The following is a 16,870-nucleotide window of genomic DNA, read 5'->3' on the forward strand; positions in this document are numbered from 1 at the left end:
TGCCTATGAAGAGGCATATTGCCATTAGTGTTTTTGACGGGTGTTTTCTTGACGCGTCTGCTTCAATGACACCCGTCACTCATTTTCAAGGTCGAGTCCTTCCATGGAAATTTCCGGGAACAGCGCTTTCTACGCCGGACTGAATGCCATTCAGGCCGGACAGAATCGTGTCGATCAAGGTTCCAGCCAGATCGCCAGCAGCGCCGTCGAGCGCTCTTCCGACAGCCGGGCGTCTGCCGATCAGGTCAATCGCCTGAACGGCGTGGATCGCAGCCAGGAGTCGGACCTGGCCAGCAGCATGGTCGATATGTCCATGGGCAAGATCCAGGTGGAGCTGGGAGTCAAGGTTGCCAAGGCCTCTGATGAGGCGCTCGGTACCCTGATCGATACCTACGCTTGATCACTTTGCGCAAAAGCCCGTTTCCCTGAGGGGAGGCGGGTTTTTGCTCATGCCTTTCCCTTCTGTAGTTCCTCTTCTTCATTTCCTTGTGTAACTGATCGCCGGTGAGCCGGCTCCTACACTTCACGGCAGCGCTGTGGGTATTGGCCTGCGCGTGTGTTTTGTTTCGATGACGAAAGGCATCGGAGCGGCGCTTGACAAGATTTGGGCCTAAACGTATGTTTCAAACACCTGTTTGACCGCTATAAAAAATCAACGCGGTTGTTCATTCCCGGTTACATCAGCAGAGGTTTATCGCTATGCCTGACTACAAGGCCCCCTTGCGTGATATTCGCTTCGTTCGTGACGAGCTGCTCGGCTATGAGGCGCACTATCAGAGCCTCCCGGCTTGCCAGGACGCCACTCCGGACATGGTTGACGCCATTCTCGAGGAAGGTGCGAAGTTTTGTGAGCAGGTGCTTGCTCCGCTGAACCGTGTGGGCGACCTGGAAGGTTGCACCTGGAGTGAATCCGGCGTTAAGACCCCGACCGGCTTCAAGGAAGCCTACAAGCAATTCGTCGAAGGCGGCTGGCCAAGCCTGGCTCACGACGTCGCGCACGGTGGCCAGGGCCTGCCTGAGTCCCTGGGCCTGGCCGTGAGCGAAATGGTCGGCGAGGCCAACTGGTCGTGGGGCATGTACCCAGGCCTGTCCCATGGCGCGATGAACACCATTTCCGAGCACGGCACCCCCGAGCAGCAAGAGGCCTACCTGACCAAGCTGGTGTCGGGCGAGTGGACCGGCACCATGTGCCTGACCGAGCCGCACTGCGGCACCGACCTGGGCATGCTGCGGACCAAGGCCGAGCCTCAGGCTGATGGTTCCTACAAGGTTACCGGCACCAAGATCTTCATCTCCGCCGGTGAACACGACATGGCCGACAACATCGTCCATATCGTTCTGGCCCGCCTGCCGGATGCACCTGCCGGCACCAAAGGCATCTCGCTGTTCATCGTGCCCAAGTTCCTGCCCAACGCCGACGGCAGCGTCGGCCAGCGCAACGCGGTGAGCTGCGGCTCCCTGGAACACAAGATGGGCATCCACGGTAACGCCACCTGCGTGATGAACTTCGACGCGGCCACCGGTTTCCTCATCGGCCCGGCGAACAAAGGCCTGAACTGCATGTTCACCTTCATGAACACCGCGCGTCTGGGTACTGCTCTGCAAGGCCTGGCCCACGCCGAGATCGGCTTCCAGGGTGGTCTGAAATACGCTCGCGACCGTCTGCAAATGCGCTCCCTGACTGGCCCGAAAGCGCCGGACAAGGCCGCTGACCCGATCATCGTGCACCCTGACGTGCGTCGCATGCTGCTGACCATGAAAGCCTTCGCCGAAGGCAACCGGGCGATGGTCTACTTCACCGCCAAGCAGGTGGACATCGTCAAGTACGGCGTGGATGAAGAAGAGAAGAAGAAAGCCGATGCACTGCTGGCTTTCATGACGCCGATCGCCAAGGCCTTCATGACCGAAGTCGGTTTCGAATCCGCCAACCACGGTGTGCAGATCTACGGTGGCCACGGCTTCATCGCCGAGTGGGGCATGGAGCAGAACGTTCGCGACAGCCGTATCTCGATGCTGTACGAAGGCACCACCGGCATCCAGGCTCTGGACCTGCTGGGCCGTAAAGTGCTGATGACTCAGGGCGAGGCGCTCAAGGGCTTCACCAAGATCGTCCACAAGTTCTGCCAGAACAACGAAGGCAACGAGGCCGTGAAGGAGTTCGTTGCACCGCTGGCCGCACTGAACAAGGAGTGGGGCGAGCTGACCATGAAAGTGGGCATGGCCGCGATGAAGGACCGTGAGGAAGTCGGTGCTGCTTCGGTGGACTACCTGATGTATTCCGGTTACGCCTGCCTGGCCTACTTCTGGGCCGACATGGCGCGCCTGGCGGCTGAAAAACTGGCAGCCGGTACGACCGAAGAGGCGTTCTACACCGCCAAGCTGCAGACGGCGCGCTTCTACTTCCAGCGCATCCTGCCGCGTACCCGCACGCACGTTGCCAGCATGCTGTCGGGTGCCAACAACCTGATGGACATGAAGGAAGAGGACTTCGGCCTGGCTTACTGAGCCTGACTGAACGCCTTTGCCAAGCCGCTCGCCCTTCGGGTCGAGCGGCTTTTTTGTGCCCGCAGATTCTTCATGAAAATTCCCGACTAAAACGCTAAGCAGATGCGATTTCCTGCCGTTAAAGAGATGGCAATGTGATGTCCGTCACAGCAAGTGTGCTCAACTTCAGTAAACGAAGGCACAATGCCATCTATTGATCAGCCGGGTCGGAGTTTTACCCTTGCCGCGTTCTTCCGCTGTACGTTTCAGTCACTTTCTACCGTCTTTACTGCTCTTGCTTGCGGGGCTGGCGGCCGCCTACGTCAAGGACCTCAACGTCTTCTTCACTTCGCTGTTCAACGTGCTGCCAACCCTGGTGCTGTTGCTCGGCGGAGCCTATTGCGCGGTGTATCGTCGTCAGCGCGAACTGTTCCTGATGGTCACGGTGTACATCGCCTATTTCCTGCTGGATACCCAGACCGACTTCTATCGGGATAACGGCCGGGTCCGCGAAGATGCGGCGGTGGTGTTTCATCTGTGCTGTCTGCTGCTGCCCTTGCTGTTTGGCCTGTTCGCCGCCTGGCAGGAGCGCACCCATCTGTTTCAGGACATGGTGGCGCGCTTTGCCGTGCTGCTGGCATTTGGCAGTGTGGCCCTGGGCCTGGAGCAGAGTTACCCGCAGGCCTTGCTGAACTGGCTGGCGGAGATCCGCTGGCCGGCCTTGCACGGCAGCTGGATGAGCCTGATCCAGTTGTCGTATCCGGTGTTCTTCGCCGCCTTCCTGTTGTTGGCGATCCAGTATTGGCGCAGTCCGCGACCGCTGCACGCGGCGCAGCTGGTGGGCCTGCTGGGGCTGTTCTGGATGCTGCCCAAGACCTTCATCCTGCCCTTCACCCTGAACATCATGTGCAGCCAGGTGATGCTGATGATCGCCGCGGCGGTGGCCCATGAGGCCTATCAGATGGCCTTTCGCGACGAGCTCACTGGCCTGCCGGGGCGACGGGCGCTCAATGAGCGGATGCAGCGCCTGGGGCGCAACTATGTGCTGGCCATGACCGACGTCGACCACTTCAAGAAATTCAACGACACCCACGGCCACGACGTGGGCGACCAGGTGTTGCGGCTGGTGGCCAGCAAGTTGTCGAAAGTCACCGGCGGCGGGCGGGCCTATCGCTATGGCGGGGAAGAGTTCGCCGTGGTGTTCGCCGGCAAGACCCTGGATGAATGCATGCCGCACCTGGAGATGATTCGCGAGATCATCGCCACCTACAACATTCAGCTGCGCAACCAGGACAGCCGTCCCCAGGATGACCAACAGGGGCGCCAGCGCCGTGGCGCGGCGGGAGCATCCAGTGTTTCGGTGACCATCAGTATCGGTGTCGCCGAGCGGCTGATGGAGCACCGGACCCCCGAGGAAGTGCTCAAGGCCGCCGACCAGGCGCTCTATAGCGCCAAGGGTGCTGGCCGTAACTGTGTCATGGCGTTCGGGCAGAACCGCCGCGGTGCGGTGCGCATGGATACCGCTGCGGGTTGACTGATGACGGTGCATTCAGCGACTGCAGCGTCATTGGCAGGCTGAGGGCGACGGCAGTAGGTTGGGCTGATCTGCTGCCGGAGAAACCACCATGCCCGAGTATCAAGCTCCCCTGCGCGACATGCGCTTTCTGATCGATCACGTCTTTGACTTTCATGCCGGCTATGCCGCGCTGGGTGCCAGCGATGCCAGCCCGGACATGGTCCACGCGATCCTTGAGGAAGGCGCGAAGTTCTGCGAGAGCGTCCTGGCCCCGCTGAATCGCTCGGGCGACGAGGAAGGCTGCCATTTTGACAATGGCGCAGTGACCACCCCCAAGGGCTTCAAGCAGGCCTTCGCGCAATACGTCGAAGGCGGCTGGCATGGCCTGGCCGCCGATCCGGCCTATGGCGGCCAGGGGCTGCCCCAGTCCCTGGGACTGGTGATCGGCGAGATGGTGGGTTCCAGCAACACCTCCTGGGGCATGTACCCGGGGCTGACCCATGGCGCCATGTCGGCGATTCATGCCCATGGCAGCCATGAGCAGAAACAGTTGTACCTGCGCAAACTCACCGCCGGGCAATGGACCGGCACCATGTGCCTGACCGAGGCCCACTGCGGCACGGATCTGGGGCTGATCAAGACCCGCGCCATACCCCGGGCCGACGGTAGCTATGCCGTGTCGGGGAGCAAGATTTTCATCTCTGCCGGCGAGCACGACATGAGTGAGAACATCATTCATCTGGTGCTGGCCAAGCTGCCGGACGCACCGGCCGGGACCAAGGGCATTTCCCTGTTCATCGTGCCCAAGTTCCTGCCGGATGCGGCAGGAGAGGCCGGCGAGCGCAATGCGCTGAGTTGCGGCTCCATCGAGCACAAGATGGGGATCAAGGCCTCGGCCACTTGCGTATTGAACTTCGACGGGGCCAGGGGCTTTCTGCTGGGCGAGGCCAACAAGGGCCTGAACTGCATGTTCACCATGATGAACCACGCGCGCCTGGGCACCGGGATGCAGGGCTTGTGCCTGGGGGAAGCCAGTTTCCAGGGCGCGGTCCGCTACGCCAACGATCGTTTGCAGATGCGCTCCCTGAGCGGGCCCAAGTCCCCGGACAAGGCGGCGGATCCGATCATCGTCCATGCGGATGTGCGGCGCATGCTGTTGACCATGAAAGCCTTCAACGAGGGCAACCGTGCCCTGGCCTATTTCACCGCCCAGTTGCTGGACGTGGCCCACCTGAACACCGACCCGGCCCAGCGTCAGGATGCCGAGAACCTCCTGGCGTTCCTGACCCCGATCTGCAAGGCGTTCATGACCGAGACCGGCCTTGAAGTGACCAACCACGGCATGCAGGTGTTTGGCGGTCACGGCTACATTCGTGAATGGGGCATGGAACAACTGGTGCGCGATTGTCGTATCGCCCTGATCTATGAAGGCACCAACGGCATCCAGGCTCTGGACTTGCTGGGGCGCAAGGTTCTGGGCAGCCAGGGCAAGCTGTTGCTGGGGTTCACCAAGATCGTGCACAGGTTCTGTGGGGCCCATGCCGAGCATCCTCAGCTCAAGGCCTATATTGCGCAACTTGATGGCTTGAACCGGCAGTGGGGCGAGTTGACCACCCGGATCGGCATGGCCGCGCTGAAGAACCCGGACGAAGTGGGGGCGGCGGCCCTGGATTACCTGATGTACAGCGGTTACATCGTCCTGGCCTATCTCTGGCTGCGCATGGCCCTGGCGGCTCAGCAACAGCTCGATGCCGGGCAGGGGGACAGCGATTTTGCCCGCGCCAAGCTGGCGACCTGTGAGTTCTACTTCAAGCGCCTGTTGCTGCGTACCGCTGCGCATCTGGCGGCGATCGACGCCGGCAGTGATTGCCTGATGCAGCTCCCGGCGCGTTGGTTCGCTCTGTAAATAGCCGGGATGCCCGGATGAAGCCCGCTTCGCGCGGGCTTTGTCTTGCGTATTCATGGCTGTGACCAAAAATAACAATAAAGTCACTAGTTGACCCTATGTGTCGCAAAAGTTGTTCGGGTACACTCGGCTTTTCGTCAATGGGCCCGTTGCGGTCCGCTTGTTTAGATCCTGCGAGGTTTGCCATGGCTGACTACAAAGCGCCCCTGCGCGATATGCGCTTCGTCCTCAATGAAGTTTTCGAGGTCGCCAAACTCTGGGCCCAGTTGCCGGCATTGGCTGAGACTGTGGATGCCGAGACGGTCGAGGCGATTCTGGAGGAAGCGGGCAAGGTCACTGCCCGCAGTATCGCTCCGCTGAGCCGCGCTGCCGACGAGGAAGGCTGTCACTGGAACGACACCGCGGTCACCACTCCCCAGGGATTCCCCCAGGCCTATCAGACCTACGCCGAAGGCGGTTGGGTGGGCGTGGGCGGTGATCCCGAATTTGGTGGCATGGGCATGCCCAAGGCGGTTTCCGCCCAGGTCGAGGAAATGGTCAACTCCGCGAGCCTGGCCTTTGGCCTGTATCCGATGCTGACGGCGGGCGCCTGCCTGTCGATCAACGCCCACGCCAGCGAAGAGCTGAAAGCCACTTACCTGCCGAACATGTATGCCGGTGTCTGGGCCGGTTCCATGTGCCTGACCGAGCCCCATGCCGGTACCGATCTGGGCATCATCCGTACCAAGGCCGAACCCCGGGCCGACGGTGCCTACGCCATCAGCGGGACCAAGATCTTCATCACCGGTGGTGAGCACGACCTGACGGAAAACATTATCCATCTGGTGCTGGCCAAGCTGCCGGACGCCCCGGCCGGTCCCAAGGGGATTTCCCTGTTCCTGGTGCCCAAGTTACTGGTCAACGCCGATGGCAGCCTGGGCGAGCGCAACCCGGTGAGCTGCGGTTCGATCGAGCACAAGATGGGGATCCAGGCTTCGGCCACCTGCGTGATGAACTTCGATCAGGCCATTGGTTACCTGGTAGGCGAGCCGAACAAGGGCCTGGCGGCGATGTTCACCATGATGAACTACGAGCGCCTGGGCGTGGGTATCCAGGGGCTGGCCACCGGTGAGCGCTCCTATCAGAACGCTGTCGAGTATGCTCGTGACCGTCTGCAGAGTCGTGCGCCGACCGGGCCGCAAGCCAAGGACAAGGTCGCCGATCCGATCATCGTGCACCCGGACGTGCGGCGCATGCTGCTGACCATGAAGGCCGCCAACGAAGGCGGTCGGGCATTTTCCACCTATGTGGCGATGCAGCTCGATACCGCCAAGTTCAGCGAGGACGCCCAGACCCGCCAGCGGGCGGAAAGCCTGGTGGCCTTGCTGACCCCCGTGGCCAAGGCATTCCTGACCGACCTGGGCCTGGAAACCACGGTGCATGGCCAGCAGATCTTTGGCGGGCATGGCTACATTCGTGAATGGGGCCAGGAACAGCTGGTGCGCGACGTGCGGATCACCCAGATCTACGAAGGCACCAACGGCATCCAGGCCCTGGACCTGGTGGGGCGCAAGATCGTGGGCAGCGGCGGGGCTTTCTACCGCCTGTTCGCCGATGAGATCCGCCATTTCACCGCGACGGCCGATGGGCAGCTGGCAGAGTTCACCCGGCCGCTGAATGCGGCCCTGGACAACTTGGATGAGCTGACCGCCTGGCTGCTGGATCGAGCGATCAGCAACCCGAATGAAATCGGTGCGGCATCGGTGGAATACCTGCAGGTGTTTGGCTACACCGCTTATGCCTACATGTGGGCGTTGATGGCCAAGGCGGCCCTGGGCAAGGAGCAGGAAGAGGCGTTCTATGCCAGCAAGCTGGGGACCGCGCGGTTCTACTTTGCACGTCTGCTGCCGCGTATTCACTCCCTGACCGCCTCGGTGAAAGCGGGTAGCGAATCGCTGTTCCTGCTGCCGGCTGAGCAGTTTTAACGGGCAAGGGACTTTGTAAGTAATCTCTTACATAACGTGCTGCTGATCGTCCATATCGGTAGATGACGGCTGAGGCTAATCTACTTCACATGGACGTCGCGCAGGAAGCGCAAAGCAACAACACGGACACGTAGGATTCCGCCAGGATGGTGGAGTGAAAAGGATGTCAGGGAAACAGTCTGCAAAACCCCGCTTCGGCGGGGTTTTCTTTTGCCCGGCTTTTTTATTCCGGCGAGTTCAGCCCAGGATGTCCGGCACCACCGTTGTGCCCAGGCGTCCGTCGTGGGTGCTCATCGAATCTTCCAGCAAGGTTCGCAGCAATTCCAGCGTCCCCTGCTGACGCTGCAGATCGCGACAGACCAATCCGACTTTCAATGGCACCCTGGGTTCGCTCAAGGGCTTCCACAGCAATTCGCTGTTGCTGTGCTGCTGTTGCGAACGCCCCGGAAGTACGGTGGCCAGCTGGGTGTGGGGCAGGCTGTCGAGGATGCCGGCCATATTGTTCAGTTCCGCCTGTACCTGCGGGCGCCGTCCCAGATTGGCCAGTTGTGCCTGCCAGATCTGGCGCACCTGAAACTCCTCTCCCAGTAGCAACATCGGCAGTTCCGCCGCCTGGCTCATGGACACCTTCTTGAATTCGCGCAACGGGTGTTGCGCGGGGATGACCAGTGTCAGCTCGTCTTCATAGAGCGGAACGCCATGCAGGCCGGGCTGGCGTGGCGGCAGGTAGCTGATGCCGATATCCAGCGAGCCATTGAGCAAGCGCCGTTCGATCTCCAGGCCCGTCAGTTCGTAGATCTGCACCACCAGATGGGGCTGGGCCTTGCGTACCCGTTCGAGCATCTGCGGCACCAGACTGGTGTGCACCGTTTGCAGTACGCCGATGGCCAGGGTGCGCAGGGCCTGGCCCTTGAAGTTGCGCAAGGCTTCGCGGGCCTGTTGCAGGCCGTCGAGCAGGGGCAGGGCGTGATTGTAGAGGGTGTGGGCGGCCAGGGTCGGCAAGAGCCGCTTGCTGCTGCGTTCAAACAGGCTGACGTCGAGGTTCTGCTCCAGTTGGCGGATCTGCTGGGACAGTGCCGGTTGTGAGATCGACAGGCGCTCTGCAGCACGGCCCACGTGGCCTTCTTCATACACCGCGACGAAATAACGCAGTTGCTTAAAATCCATAAGTATTTCTTATCGAAAAAGCTTAAAAATCGAAATGGCCCGGAGCCCGTAAGGCGCCTAGTCTAGCGCCTATTCACAAGGCTTACAGGGCCAAGAAGGGCGATGAATACCGTTTACGTCGATGGTGTTTACATAGGCAAGGCAAAAAATCTCGGCCAGGGTCTGGTCATAGATACCGACAAGCACCCGGTTGCAAACCGTCTCTGGTTGTGGCCACAAGGCCTGGGCAGCGATGAACAGGGTGATCCGCGCTTTCATAGCGGTCCTGAACGGGCCCTGCATCACTATCCCGCCGAGCACTACGCCCACTGGCGCAAACGTTATCCACAGTTCGATTGGTCGGCCCCGGCCTTTGGCGAAAATCTCTCGACCCGCGGCCTGACCGAAGAGCAGGTGTGCCTGGGGGACATGTTCCGCTGGGGCGGTGCGTTGTTGCAGGTCAGTCAGCCCCGTTCCCCCTGCTACCGCCTGAGCCGGCGCTGGGGGCTGGTCAATCTGCCCCAGCAGGCCCAGGACAATGGCCGCTGTGGCTGGTTCTACCGGGTGCTCAAACCCGGCTTCGTCCAGGCGGACGAACCCTTGGAACTGATCCAGCGCAGTTATCCCGGCCTGACCGTGGCCTGGGCCCTACGCTGTTTTTTCCGGGAGCCCCTGGAGCCTGTCGGTCTGAAAACCCTGATTGACTGCCCCGCGCTGTCCTCGCGCTGGCGCGATATTGCCATCAAGCGCCTGCGCACCGGTCGTGTCGAGGACTGGTCCTCGCGCTTGTTGGGACTGCCCCTGGAGGGCTTGCGGGCATGAATCTGTTCAATCTGCGCCGTACCCCGCCCAGTCTGGAGGATCTGGCCGTCGAGCCCTGTCTGGCTGCCGCGGACGATGGCTGTGCCAGTGAGTGCCTGATGCCCAGCGTGCCGCGTCCCCAGACGGTGTTCGTCCGTGGCCAGGGCTCCTGGTTATGGGACAGCAATGACCGCACCTATCTTGACTTCACCCAGGCCGGAGCCGCCAACAGCCTGGGCCATAGCCCTTCGGTCGTGGTCAATGCCCTGGCCGCCCAGGCCCAGTCGCTGATCAACCCCGGCTCGGGTTTCTACAACCGCGGCATGCTCAAGCTTGCCGATCGCTTGTGCCGCAGCACCGGCAGCGACCAGGCCTATCTGTTGAGCAGTGGCAGCGAAGCCTGCGAGGCCGCGATCAAGCTGGCCCGCAAGTGGGGACAACTGCACCGAGGCGGCGCGGCCGGCATCATCACCGCCAGCCGCAGTTGTCATGGTCGGGGTTTTGCCGCGCTGTCGGCGGCGGGGCGTGGTGCCCCGGGCAATCGCTTCGAGCCCCAGCTGCCGGGCTTCAGCCAGGTGCCGTTCAATGATCTGCCCGCTTTGCACGCGGCAGTGGATGCGCAAACCGTGGCCATCATGCTGGAGCCGATCCAGGGCGAGGCCGGGGTCATTCCAGCGACTGAGCACTACCTCAAGGGCGTGGAACGTCTGTGTCGTGAGCTGGGCATCCTGTTGATTCTCGATGAGGTGCAGACCGGCATCGGCCGCTGCGGCACGCTGCTGGCCGAACAGTTGTATGGCGTGCGCGCCGACATCATTGCCTTGGGCAAGGGCCTGGGCGGCGGCGTGCCGCTGGCGGCGCTGCTGGCGCGGGGCAAGGCCTGCTGTTTCGAAGCGGGCGAACTGGACGGCACGCATCACGGCAATGCGCTGATGACTTCGGCCGGCCTGGCGGTGCTGGACAGTCTGCAGGAACACGGCTTTCTGCAGCAGGTGCGCACCCATGGCCAGTACCTGGGGCAGGGGCTGACGCGCCTGGCGAGCCGTTATGCACAGGGCGAAGTGCGTGGCCATGGACTGCTCTGGGGCATGAGCCTGGCCGATGCCTCGGCTGAGGCGGTGGTCAAGGCGGCGCTGCTCGAAGGGTTGTTGCTCAGTGCCCCGCAACCGGACTGCCTGCGTTTCACCCCGGCCCTGAGTGTCAGCAAGGGCAATATCGATGAAATGCTGCTGCGCCTGGCCCGGGCGTTCTCCCGGGTGCGCACTGCACAACTGCAATGCCGCAAGGGGGTGGTGGTCTGATATCCAGACCGATCCGGCGCGCTTCACCGAGGTTTGCTGCCACCTCCCGTTGACTGAATTCCTGAACCGTCTCGCGGTATAACGCATCGCCCCGTGTCCGATTTTTCGCACGGGGCGTTTTTTTGTCTCCGTGTTGTTCAGCGTCCGGAGTGGCCCCTGAAACCTCGGTCGCTTGCTGGCTCGTTGCGCCTATCGACCCGGGCCGTCGCTGTCATCGGCTGAATGCCATTGGGGCAGAGCCACTGCAACAAGACCGCCCTGCGGGCTGGCGGGTGATTGTTCTGAACCCTGGCCCGCGGCCGGGGTCGATTGCAGGCAAGGCTCAACCGAGCCGATTTCCAACAGGAGCTGCCCTATGGACTTGATCCGCATCATCTTCGCCATTCTCTTGCCGCCCCTGGGGGTATTTCTGCAAGTGGGCTTTGGCGGCGCTTTCTGGCTGAACATCCTGCTGACCCTGTGTGGCTACATCCCCGGTATCGTTCACGCGGTCTACATCATCGCCAAACGCTGATGGTCCGGCCCGCCCGTTCCGCTGGAACGGGCGGGCCTTGCTCAAGGCTGCGCCTGCAGCACCTTCTGATAGAACCGCCACTCCTGCTCCAGGGCGTGAGCCTGATTGTCCGCCTTGCGAAAGCCGTGGCGTTCATCCGGGTAGTAATGCGCCTCGGCGGCAATGCCCTGGTCCTTGAGTGCCTTGAGCATGTCGCGGGTTTGTTGCGGCACCACCACGGCGTCCAGCTCGCCCTGGAAAAACACCACCGGGACGCGGATGTCGCCGGCGTGCAGCAGCGGTGTGCGGGCCAGATAGCGCTGCCGGTCCTGCTGCGGATCGCCGATCAGCCAGTCCAGATAGTCGCCCTCGAACTTGTGCGTGGAACGGCTGAGGGCAATGGGGTCGCTGACCCCGTACAAGCTGGCGCCGGCACAGAACACCTTGGCGAAAGCCAGGGCACAGAGGGTGGTATAGCCCCCCGCGCTGCCGCCACGGATGAATGCCTGCCGTGGGTCGATCAGCCCTTGCTGGTCCAGGTAGGACACCACCGCGCAGGCATCTTCCACATCCACTTCGCCCCAGCGCAGGTGCAGGGCCTGGCGATAGGCCCGGCCATAGCCGCTGCTGCCTCGGTAGTTCAGATCGGCCACGGCGAAGCCGCGCTGGGTCCAGAACTGGATGCGCGGATCGAGTATCGGATAGCAGGCCGAGGTCGGACCTCCGTGGATGAACACCACCAGGGGCGGTCGCTTGACCCCGTTCATGGCCGGATAGAAGAAACCATGGGCCTGGCCATCGCCGCTGGGGTAGCACAGGGTTTGCGGACGGCTGATGTGTTCCGCCGGCAGCGGCGCCACGCCGCCGGCCAGTACCTGTACCTGCCGGGTTTCCCGCTCGATGGTGATCACGGCCGAGGGGCTGACGGGGGAGGCGGCGATGCAATACAGGTAGCGCTGATCCAGCGCCAGGCCGCGAAAGCGACTGTAGTCGCCACTGAAGTCCTGTTGCGCACCGTCGGCGTGGTGCAGGCCGAGACGGCCGAAGCCATTCTCGGTCCAGCTGCCGAACCAGGCGTCACCGCCCAGGGGCATCCAGGTGCTGCAGCCCAGCTGCCAGGGCGCTGGAGCGTGATCGGCCGCGGCACAGGGCAGCGGCCGCAAGCCGCTGCCGGATTCGGCCCAGGGTTGCCAGAAACCCTGGCGATCGGTCAGGCAGTACAGTTGCTGGTCCTGGTCGAAGCGTGGCTGCTGCAGGGATTCCTGCTCGCCGTCCCCGGCTACGCAGCGCGGTTCACCCCAGGTGCCGTCGCCTTGGCGCTCGGCGAGCATCAGGCGAGTGCAGGTCCAGGGCTGATGAGGGCGATCCCATTCGATCCAGGCCAGGCGTTGGCCGTTGGCGCTCAAGGTCGGAGCGGCATAGAAGTCGGCCCCGGCGGCGAGCAGCTGCCGACCCCCGTCGTGGAGGTCGATGGCCACCAGCCGGTGCTCGTTGGCGCACTCTTCCACGGCCAGGACCTGATCGGCGTGAGCCTGCAGATCACCGTAGCGGCAAGCGCCCCGGGTGAGGGCTTCTGGCGCGCCGCCGGCCAGGGGCTGGCGATACAGCTGCTGGTCCGCGTCATTGACGAACACCAGGTGTTCGCCGCTGATGCAGAAGGCGCCGCCGCCATATTCGTAGACCCGGCTGCGGGCGCTGAAACCCGCCGGGGTCAGGCAACGGGCCTGGCCTTGCTGCCAATGCCAGATCCGGCAACTGGCGTCTGCGGGACGGTATTCATTCCAGAACAGGCCGTGGGGCGTCAGTTGCAGTTCGGCAAAATCGGTTCCGGCGGCGGTGGCCTGGTTGGCGCTGAAGGGCTCAACCCTTGGCGATGAGGCGTGAGTTTCGTTCATTGCGAAAGGCCAGTTGCTCAATGGTTTGGGTGGCGGTTTCGGATTCTTCGCGGGCCTTGAGAATCATCCCGTGGTGTTCCGATTTGCTGCACACCGGGTCGGCATTGCTGGCATCCCCCGTGAGCATGAAGGCCTGGCAGCGGCAGCCACCGAAGTCCTTTTCCTTCTCGTCGCAGGAGCGGCACGGCTCGGGCATCCAGTCGTAGCCACGATAGCGGTTGAAGCCGAAGGAGTCGTACCAGATGTGCTGCATGCTGTGGTCGCGCACATTGGGGAACTGCACCGGCATCTGCCGCGCGCCGTGGCAGGGCAGGGCGGTGCCGTCCGGGGTCACGGTGAGGAAGATGCTGCCCCAGCCATTCATGCAGGCCTTGGGGCGCTCTTCGTAGTAGTCCGGGGTGACGAAGATCAGCTTGCAGGGATGGCCCTGGGCTTCCAGCTTGGCGCGGTACTCGTTGGTGATGCGTTCCGCGCGCACCAGCTGCTCCTTGGTCGGCAGCAGGCCGACGCGGTTGAGCTGGGCCCAGCCGTAGAACTGGCAGGTGGCGAGCTCGACGAAGTCGGCTTCCAGGGCGATGCACAGCTCGATGATGCGGTCGATTCTGTCGATGTTGTGCCGGTGGGTGACGAAGTTCAGCACCATCGGGTAACCGTGGGCCTTGACCGCACGGGCCATTTCCAGCTTCTGCGCGAAGGCTTTCTTCGAGCCGGCCAGCAGGTTGTTCACCTGCTCGTCGCTGGCCTGGAAGCTGATCTGGATGTGGTCCAGGCCGGCTTTCTTGAAGTCGCTGATCTTCTGTTCGGTGAGGCCGATGCCGGAGGTGATCAGGTTGGTGTAGAAACCCAGCTTGCGCGCCTCGCCGATCAGTTCGGCCAGGTCCTGGCGCACCAGAGGCTCACCGCCGGAAAAGCCCAGCTGCGCGGCGCCCATCTCCCGCGCCTCGCGAAACACCTTGATCCATTGTTCTGTGCTCAGCTCCTTGCCCTGCTCGGCGAAATCCAGGGGATTGGAGCAGTAGGGGCATTGCAGCGGACAGCGGTAAGTCAGCTCGGCCAGCAACCACAGTGGCAGGCCGACTGGCGGTTTGTCGGGCACGATGGCTTCAGCCGAGTTCGATCCAGTGCTGGGCACGGGCGACCTCCATGAACTGCTCGATATCGTCACCGAGCTCGGCCACTCCGGGGAACTGCACCTGAAGCTCCTGGATGATCGCCGCCACGTCCCGCTCGCCGTCGATCAGGCCGCCGATCAGTGCCGCGCTGTCGTTGAGCTTGATCATGCCTTCCGGGTACAGCAGCACGTGGCCCTTTTGCGCCGGTTCGTACTGGAAACGGTAGCCGGGGCGCCAGCGTGGGGTCTTGCTGCGGTCGAAACTCATAGAGGGATCCCTTTATGCCAGACCCGCTGATCGGTAACGCTGTGATAAGGCGGGCGGTTCAGTTCATAGGCCATGCTCATGGCGTCGAGCATGCTCCAAAGGATGTCCAGTTTGAACTGGAGAATTTCCAGCATGCGTTCCTGGCCGGCACGGGTGGTGTAGTGCTGCAGGGTGATGGCCAGGCCGTGTTCCACATCGCGCCGGGCCTGGCCCAGTCGGGTGCGGAAGTACTCGTAGCCGGCCGGGTCGATCCACGGGTAATGCTGGGGCCAGCTGTCCAGGCGCGATTGGTGGATCTGTGGGGCGAACAGCTCGGTCAGCGAGCTGCTGGCGGCCTCCTGCCAACTGGCGCGGCGGGCGAAGTTGACGTAGGCGTCCACGGCGAAGCGCACTCCGGGCAGTACCAGTTCCTGGGAACGCAGTTGCTCCGGGTCCAGGCCCACCGCCTGGCCCAGGCGCAGCCAGGCCTCGATGCCGCCGTCTTCACCGGGGGCGCCGTCGTGGTCCAGCAGGCGCTGGATCCACTCGCGGCGAACTTCCCGGTCCGGGCAGTTGGCGAGGATCGCCGCATCCTTCATGGGGATGTTCACCTGGTAGTAGAAGCGGTTGGCGACCCAGCCCTGGATCTGTTCGCGGCTTGCCCGGCCTTCATACATCGCCACGTGATAGGGGTGATGGATGTGGTAATAGGCGCCCTTGGCGCGCAGTGCCTGCTCGAACTCGGCAGGGGACAGGGGGGTGTCGGTCATGTGTGTTCTCCGGGGGGCTGTCCTTTCGCGGGCAAGCCCGCTCCTACGCAAAGCGAGCTTGTAGGCGATATGGCCTACAGCTCAATACTCATTCCGTCGTAAGCCACTTCCACCTTTCGACGTACCAGTTCGGCACGTTCGGCGGAGTCTTCGTCGAGGATCGGATTGGTGTTGTTGATGTGGATCAGCACCTTGCGCTGGCGGGGCAGTTGCTCCAGCACCTCGAGCATGCCGCCGGGACCGTTCTGCGCCAGGTGGCCCATTTCCTGGCCGGTGCGGGTGCCGACGCCACGGCGCTGCATTTCATCGTCTTCCCACAGGGTGCCGTCCACCAGCAGCACGTCGCTGGCGGCCATGATCTCCAGCAGGGGCGCATCGACTTTGCCCAGGCCCGGGGCATAGAAGAGTTTGCCGCCGCTGCGCAGGTCTTCGACGATCAGGCCGATGTTGTCCCCCGGGTGCGGGTCGAAACGGTGCGGAGAATAGGGCGGTGCCGCGCTGCGCAGGGGCAGCGGCGTGAAGCGCAGGTTGGGGCAGGCGGGGATGCTGAAGCTCTGGTCCAGTTCGATGCGGTTCCAGTTCAGGCCGCCGTTCCAGTGGCTGAGCATCTTGAACAGCGGAAAGCCGGTGCTCAGGTCTTCGTGGACCATGTCGGTGCACCAGACCTGATGCGGACAGCCTTCACGCAGGCTGAGCAGGCCGGTGGTGTGATCGATCTGGCTGTCCATCAGGATGATGGCGCCGATTCCGCTATCGCGCAGGGCCCGGCCCGGTTGCATGGGGGCGAAGCCCTGCAGTTGGGCACGGATGTCCGGGGAGGCGTTGCACAGTACCCAGTTCACCCCGTCATCGGAAATGGCGATGGACGATTGGGTGCGGGCCTGGGCCCGCAGGCTGCCGTCGCGAAACCCTGCGCAGTTCACGCAGTTGCAGTTCCACTGCGGAAAACCACCGCCGGCGGCGGAACCTAGAATCTGGACAAACATGGACACTCCCGGGGTGACGACGTGAACAAGGTGGGCAACTGAAAATAAAAACGCCCCGGACGGGCCGAGGCGTTGCGCTGCGTGTTTCGGCCAGAGGCAGAAATCAGCGGCTGGCGAAGTACATGGTGACTTCGAAGCCGATACGCAGGTCGGTGTAAGCAGGTTTGGACCAGGTCATAAAAATGCTCCTTTGAGGTGGGTGGGACGGGTATTGCCTATACATATAGTCCACCTCCGGCGGGAGATGTTC

At 62.7% G+C, this 16,870-nt stretch carries 15 protein-coding genes; 8 read left to right on the forward strand and 7 right to left on the reverse strand.

All coding sequences use genetic code 11. From position 1 onward, the window contains the following. Positions 1 to 103: 103 nt before the first annotated feature. The 5 genes from L1O02_RS02745 (at position 104) to L1O02_RS02765 (ending at position 7,870) form a co-directional block, all read left to right on the forward strand. The gene (locus L1O02_RS02745) at positions 104 to 400 is read left to right on the forward strand and encodes a hypothetical protein (RefSeq protein ID WP_060841403.1); all 297 of its coding nucleotides are present in this window, start codon (positions 104 to 106) and stop codon (positions 398 to 400) included. 299 nt (positions 401 to 699) lie between these two features. After that, positions 700 to 2,505, forward strand: a complete 1,806-nt coding sequence (locus L1O02_RS02750) for a phenylacyl-CoA dehydrogenase (RefSeq protein ID WP_060841402.1) — start codon at positions 700 to 702, stop codon at positions 2,503 to 2,505. 220 nt (positions 2,506 to 2,725) lie between these two features. Further along, positions 2,726 to 4,018, forward strand: coding sequence for a GGDEF domain-containing protein (locus tag L1O02_RS02755; RefSeq protein ID WP_060841401.1), 1,293 nt, complete (start codon positions 2,726 to 2,728; stop codon positions 4,016 to 4,018). Between the two features lie 91 nt (positions 4,019 to 4,109). After that, the gene (locus L1O02_RS02760) at positions 4,110 to 5,906 is read left to right on the forward strand and encodes an acyl-CoA dehydrogenase C-terminal domain-containing protein (RefSeq protein ID WP_235759510.1); all 1,797 of its coding nucleotides are present in this window, start codon (positions 4,110 to 4,112) and stop codon (positions 5,904 to 5,906) included. A gap of 185 nt (positions 5,907 to 6,091) precedes the next feature. Next, positions 6,092 to 7,870: an acyl-CoA dehydrogenase C-terminal domain-containing protein gene (locus L1O02_RS02765; RefSeq protein ID WP_108545135.1), complete on the forward strand. Its 1,779-nt coding sequence runs from the start codon at positions 6,092 to 6,094 to the stop codon at positions 7,868 to 7,870. Positions 7,871 to 8,107: 237 nt separating this feature from the next. Here L1O02_RS02765 and L1O02_RS02770 read toward each other — a convergent pair whose 3' ends face one another. Then, a complete protein-coding gene (locus tag L1O02_RS02770) occupies positions 8,108 to 9,037 on the reverse strand; it encodes a LysR family transcriptional regulator (protein ID WP_060841398.1) in 930 nt (309 codons plus the stop codon). 102 nt (positions 9,038 to 9,139) lie between these two features. Between L1O02_RS02770 and L1O02_RS02775 the strand changes: the two genes are divergently transcribed. From L1O02_RS02775 to L1O02_RS02785, 3 genes are all read left to right on the forward strand, one after another. Then, positions 9,140 to 9,838: an MOSC domain-containing protein gene (locus L1O02_RS02775; RefSeq protein ID WP_060841397.1), complete on the forward strand. Its 699-nt coding sequence runs from the start codon at positions 9,140 to 9,142 to the stop codon at positions 9,836 to 9,838. Beyond that, positions 9,835 to 11,118 carry an aminotransferase class III-fold pyridoxal phosphate-dependent enzyme gene (locus L1O02_RS02780; protein WP_060841396.1) on the forward strand — a complete coding sequence of 428 codons (1,284 nt, stop codon included), beginning with the start codon at positions 9,835 to 9,837 and terminating at the stop codon, positions 11,116 to 11,118. Before L1O02_RS02775 ends, L1O02_RS02780 begins: the two co-directional genes overlap by 4 nt. 355 nt (positions 11,119 to 11,473) lie before the next feature. Then, positions 11,474 to 11,632 carry a YqaE/Pmp3 family membrane protein gene (locus L1O02_RS02785; RefSeq protein ID WP_011063854.1) on the forward strand — a complete coding sequence of 53 codons (159 nt, stop codon included), beginning with the start codon at positions 11,474 to 11,476 and terminating at the stop codon, positions 11,630 to 11,632. A 41-nt stretch (positions 11,633 to 11,673) separates the two neighbouring features. Here the strand turns inward: L1O02_RS02785 and L1O02_RS02790 are convergent, their stop codons facing one another. The 6 genes from L1O02_RS02790 to pqqA form a co-directional block, all read right to left on the reverse strand. Next, entirely contained in the window at positions 11,674 to 13,506 is a 1,833-nt protein-coding gene (locus L1O02_RS02790; protein ID WP_108545137.1) for a S9 family peptidase, read from the reverse strand. Beyond that, positions 13,472 to 14,638, reverse strand: coding sequence for a pyrroloquinoline quinone biosynthesis protein PqqE (gene pqqE / locus L1O02_RS02795; protein ID WP_108545138.1), 1,167 nt, complete (start codon positions 14,636 to 14,638; stop codon positions 13,472 to 13,474). The genes L1O02_RS02790 and pqqE overlap by 35 nt, the downstream gene beginning before the upstream one ends. Then, a complete protein-coding gene (pqqD, locus tag L1O02_RS02800; RefSeq protein WP_016964625.1) occupies positions 14,610 to 14,885 on the reverse strand; it encodes a pyrroloquinoline quinone biosynthesis peptide chaperone PqqD in 276 nt (91 codons plus the stop codon). Before pqqD ends, pqqE begins: the two co-directional genes overlap by 29 nt. After that, entirely contained in the window at positions 14,882 to 15,634 is a 753-nt protein-coding gene (gene pqqC, locus L1O02_RS02805) for a pyrroloquinoline-quinone synthase PqqC (protein ID WP_060841392.1), read from the reverse strand. The genes pqqD and pqqC overlap by 4 nt, the downstream gene beginning before the upstream one ends. A gap of 74 nt (positions 15,635 to 15,708) precedes the next feature. Continuing rightward, entirely contained in the window at positions 15,709 to 16,620 is a 912-nt protein-coding gene (pqqB, locus tag L1O02_RS02810) for a pyrroloquinoline quinone biosynthesis protein PqqB (protein WP_060841391.1), read from the reverse strand. Positions 16,621 to 16,723: 103 nt separating this feature from the next. After that, on the reverse strand, positions 16,724 to 16,798 hold the full coding sequence (pqqA, locus tag L1O02_RS02815) for a pyrroloquinoline quinone precursor peptide PqqA (protein WP_003194766.1): 75 nt from the start codon (positions 16,796 to 16,798) through the stop codon (positions 16,724 to 16,726). Positions 16,799 to 16,870 lie beyond the last annotated feature (72 nt).

It is taken from the genome of Pseudomonas sp. BC42 (assembly GCF_021560055.1).
GTDB lineage: Bacteria > Pseudomonadota > Gammaproteobacteria > Pseudomonadales > Pseudomonadaceae > Aquipseudomonas.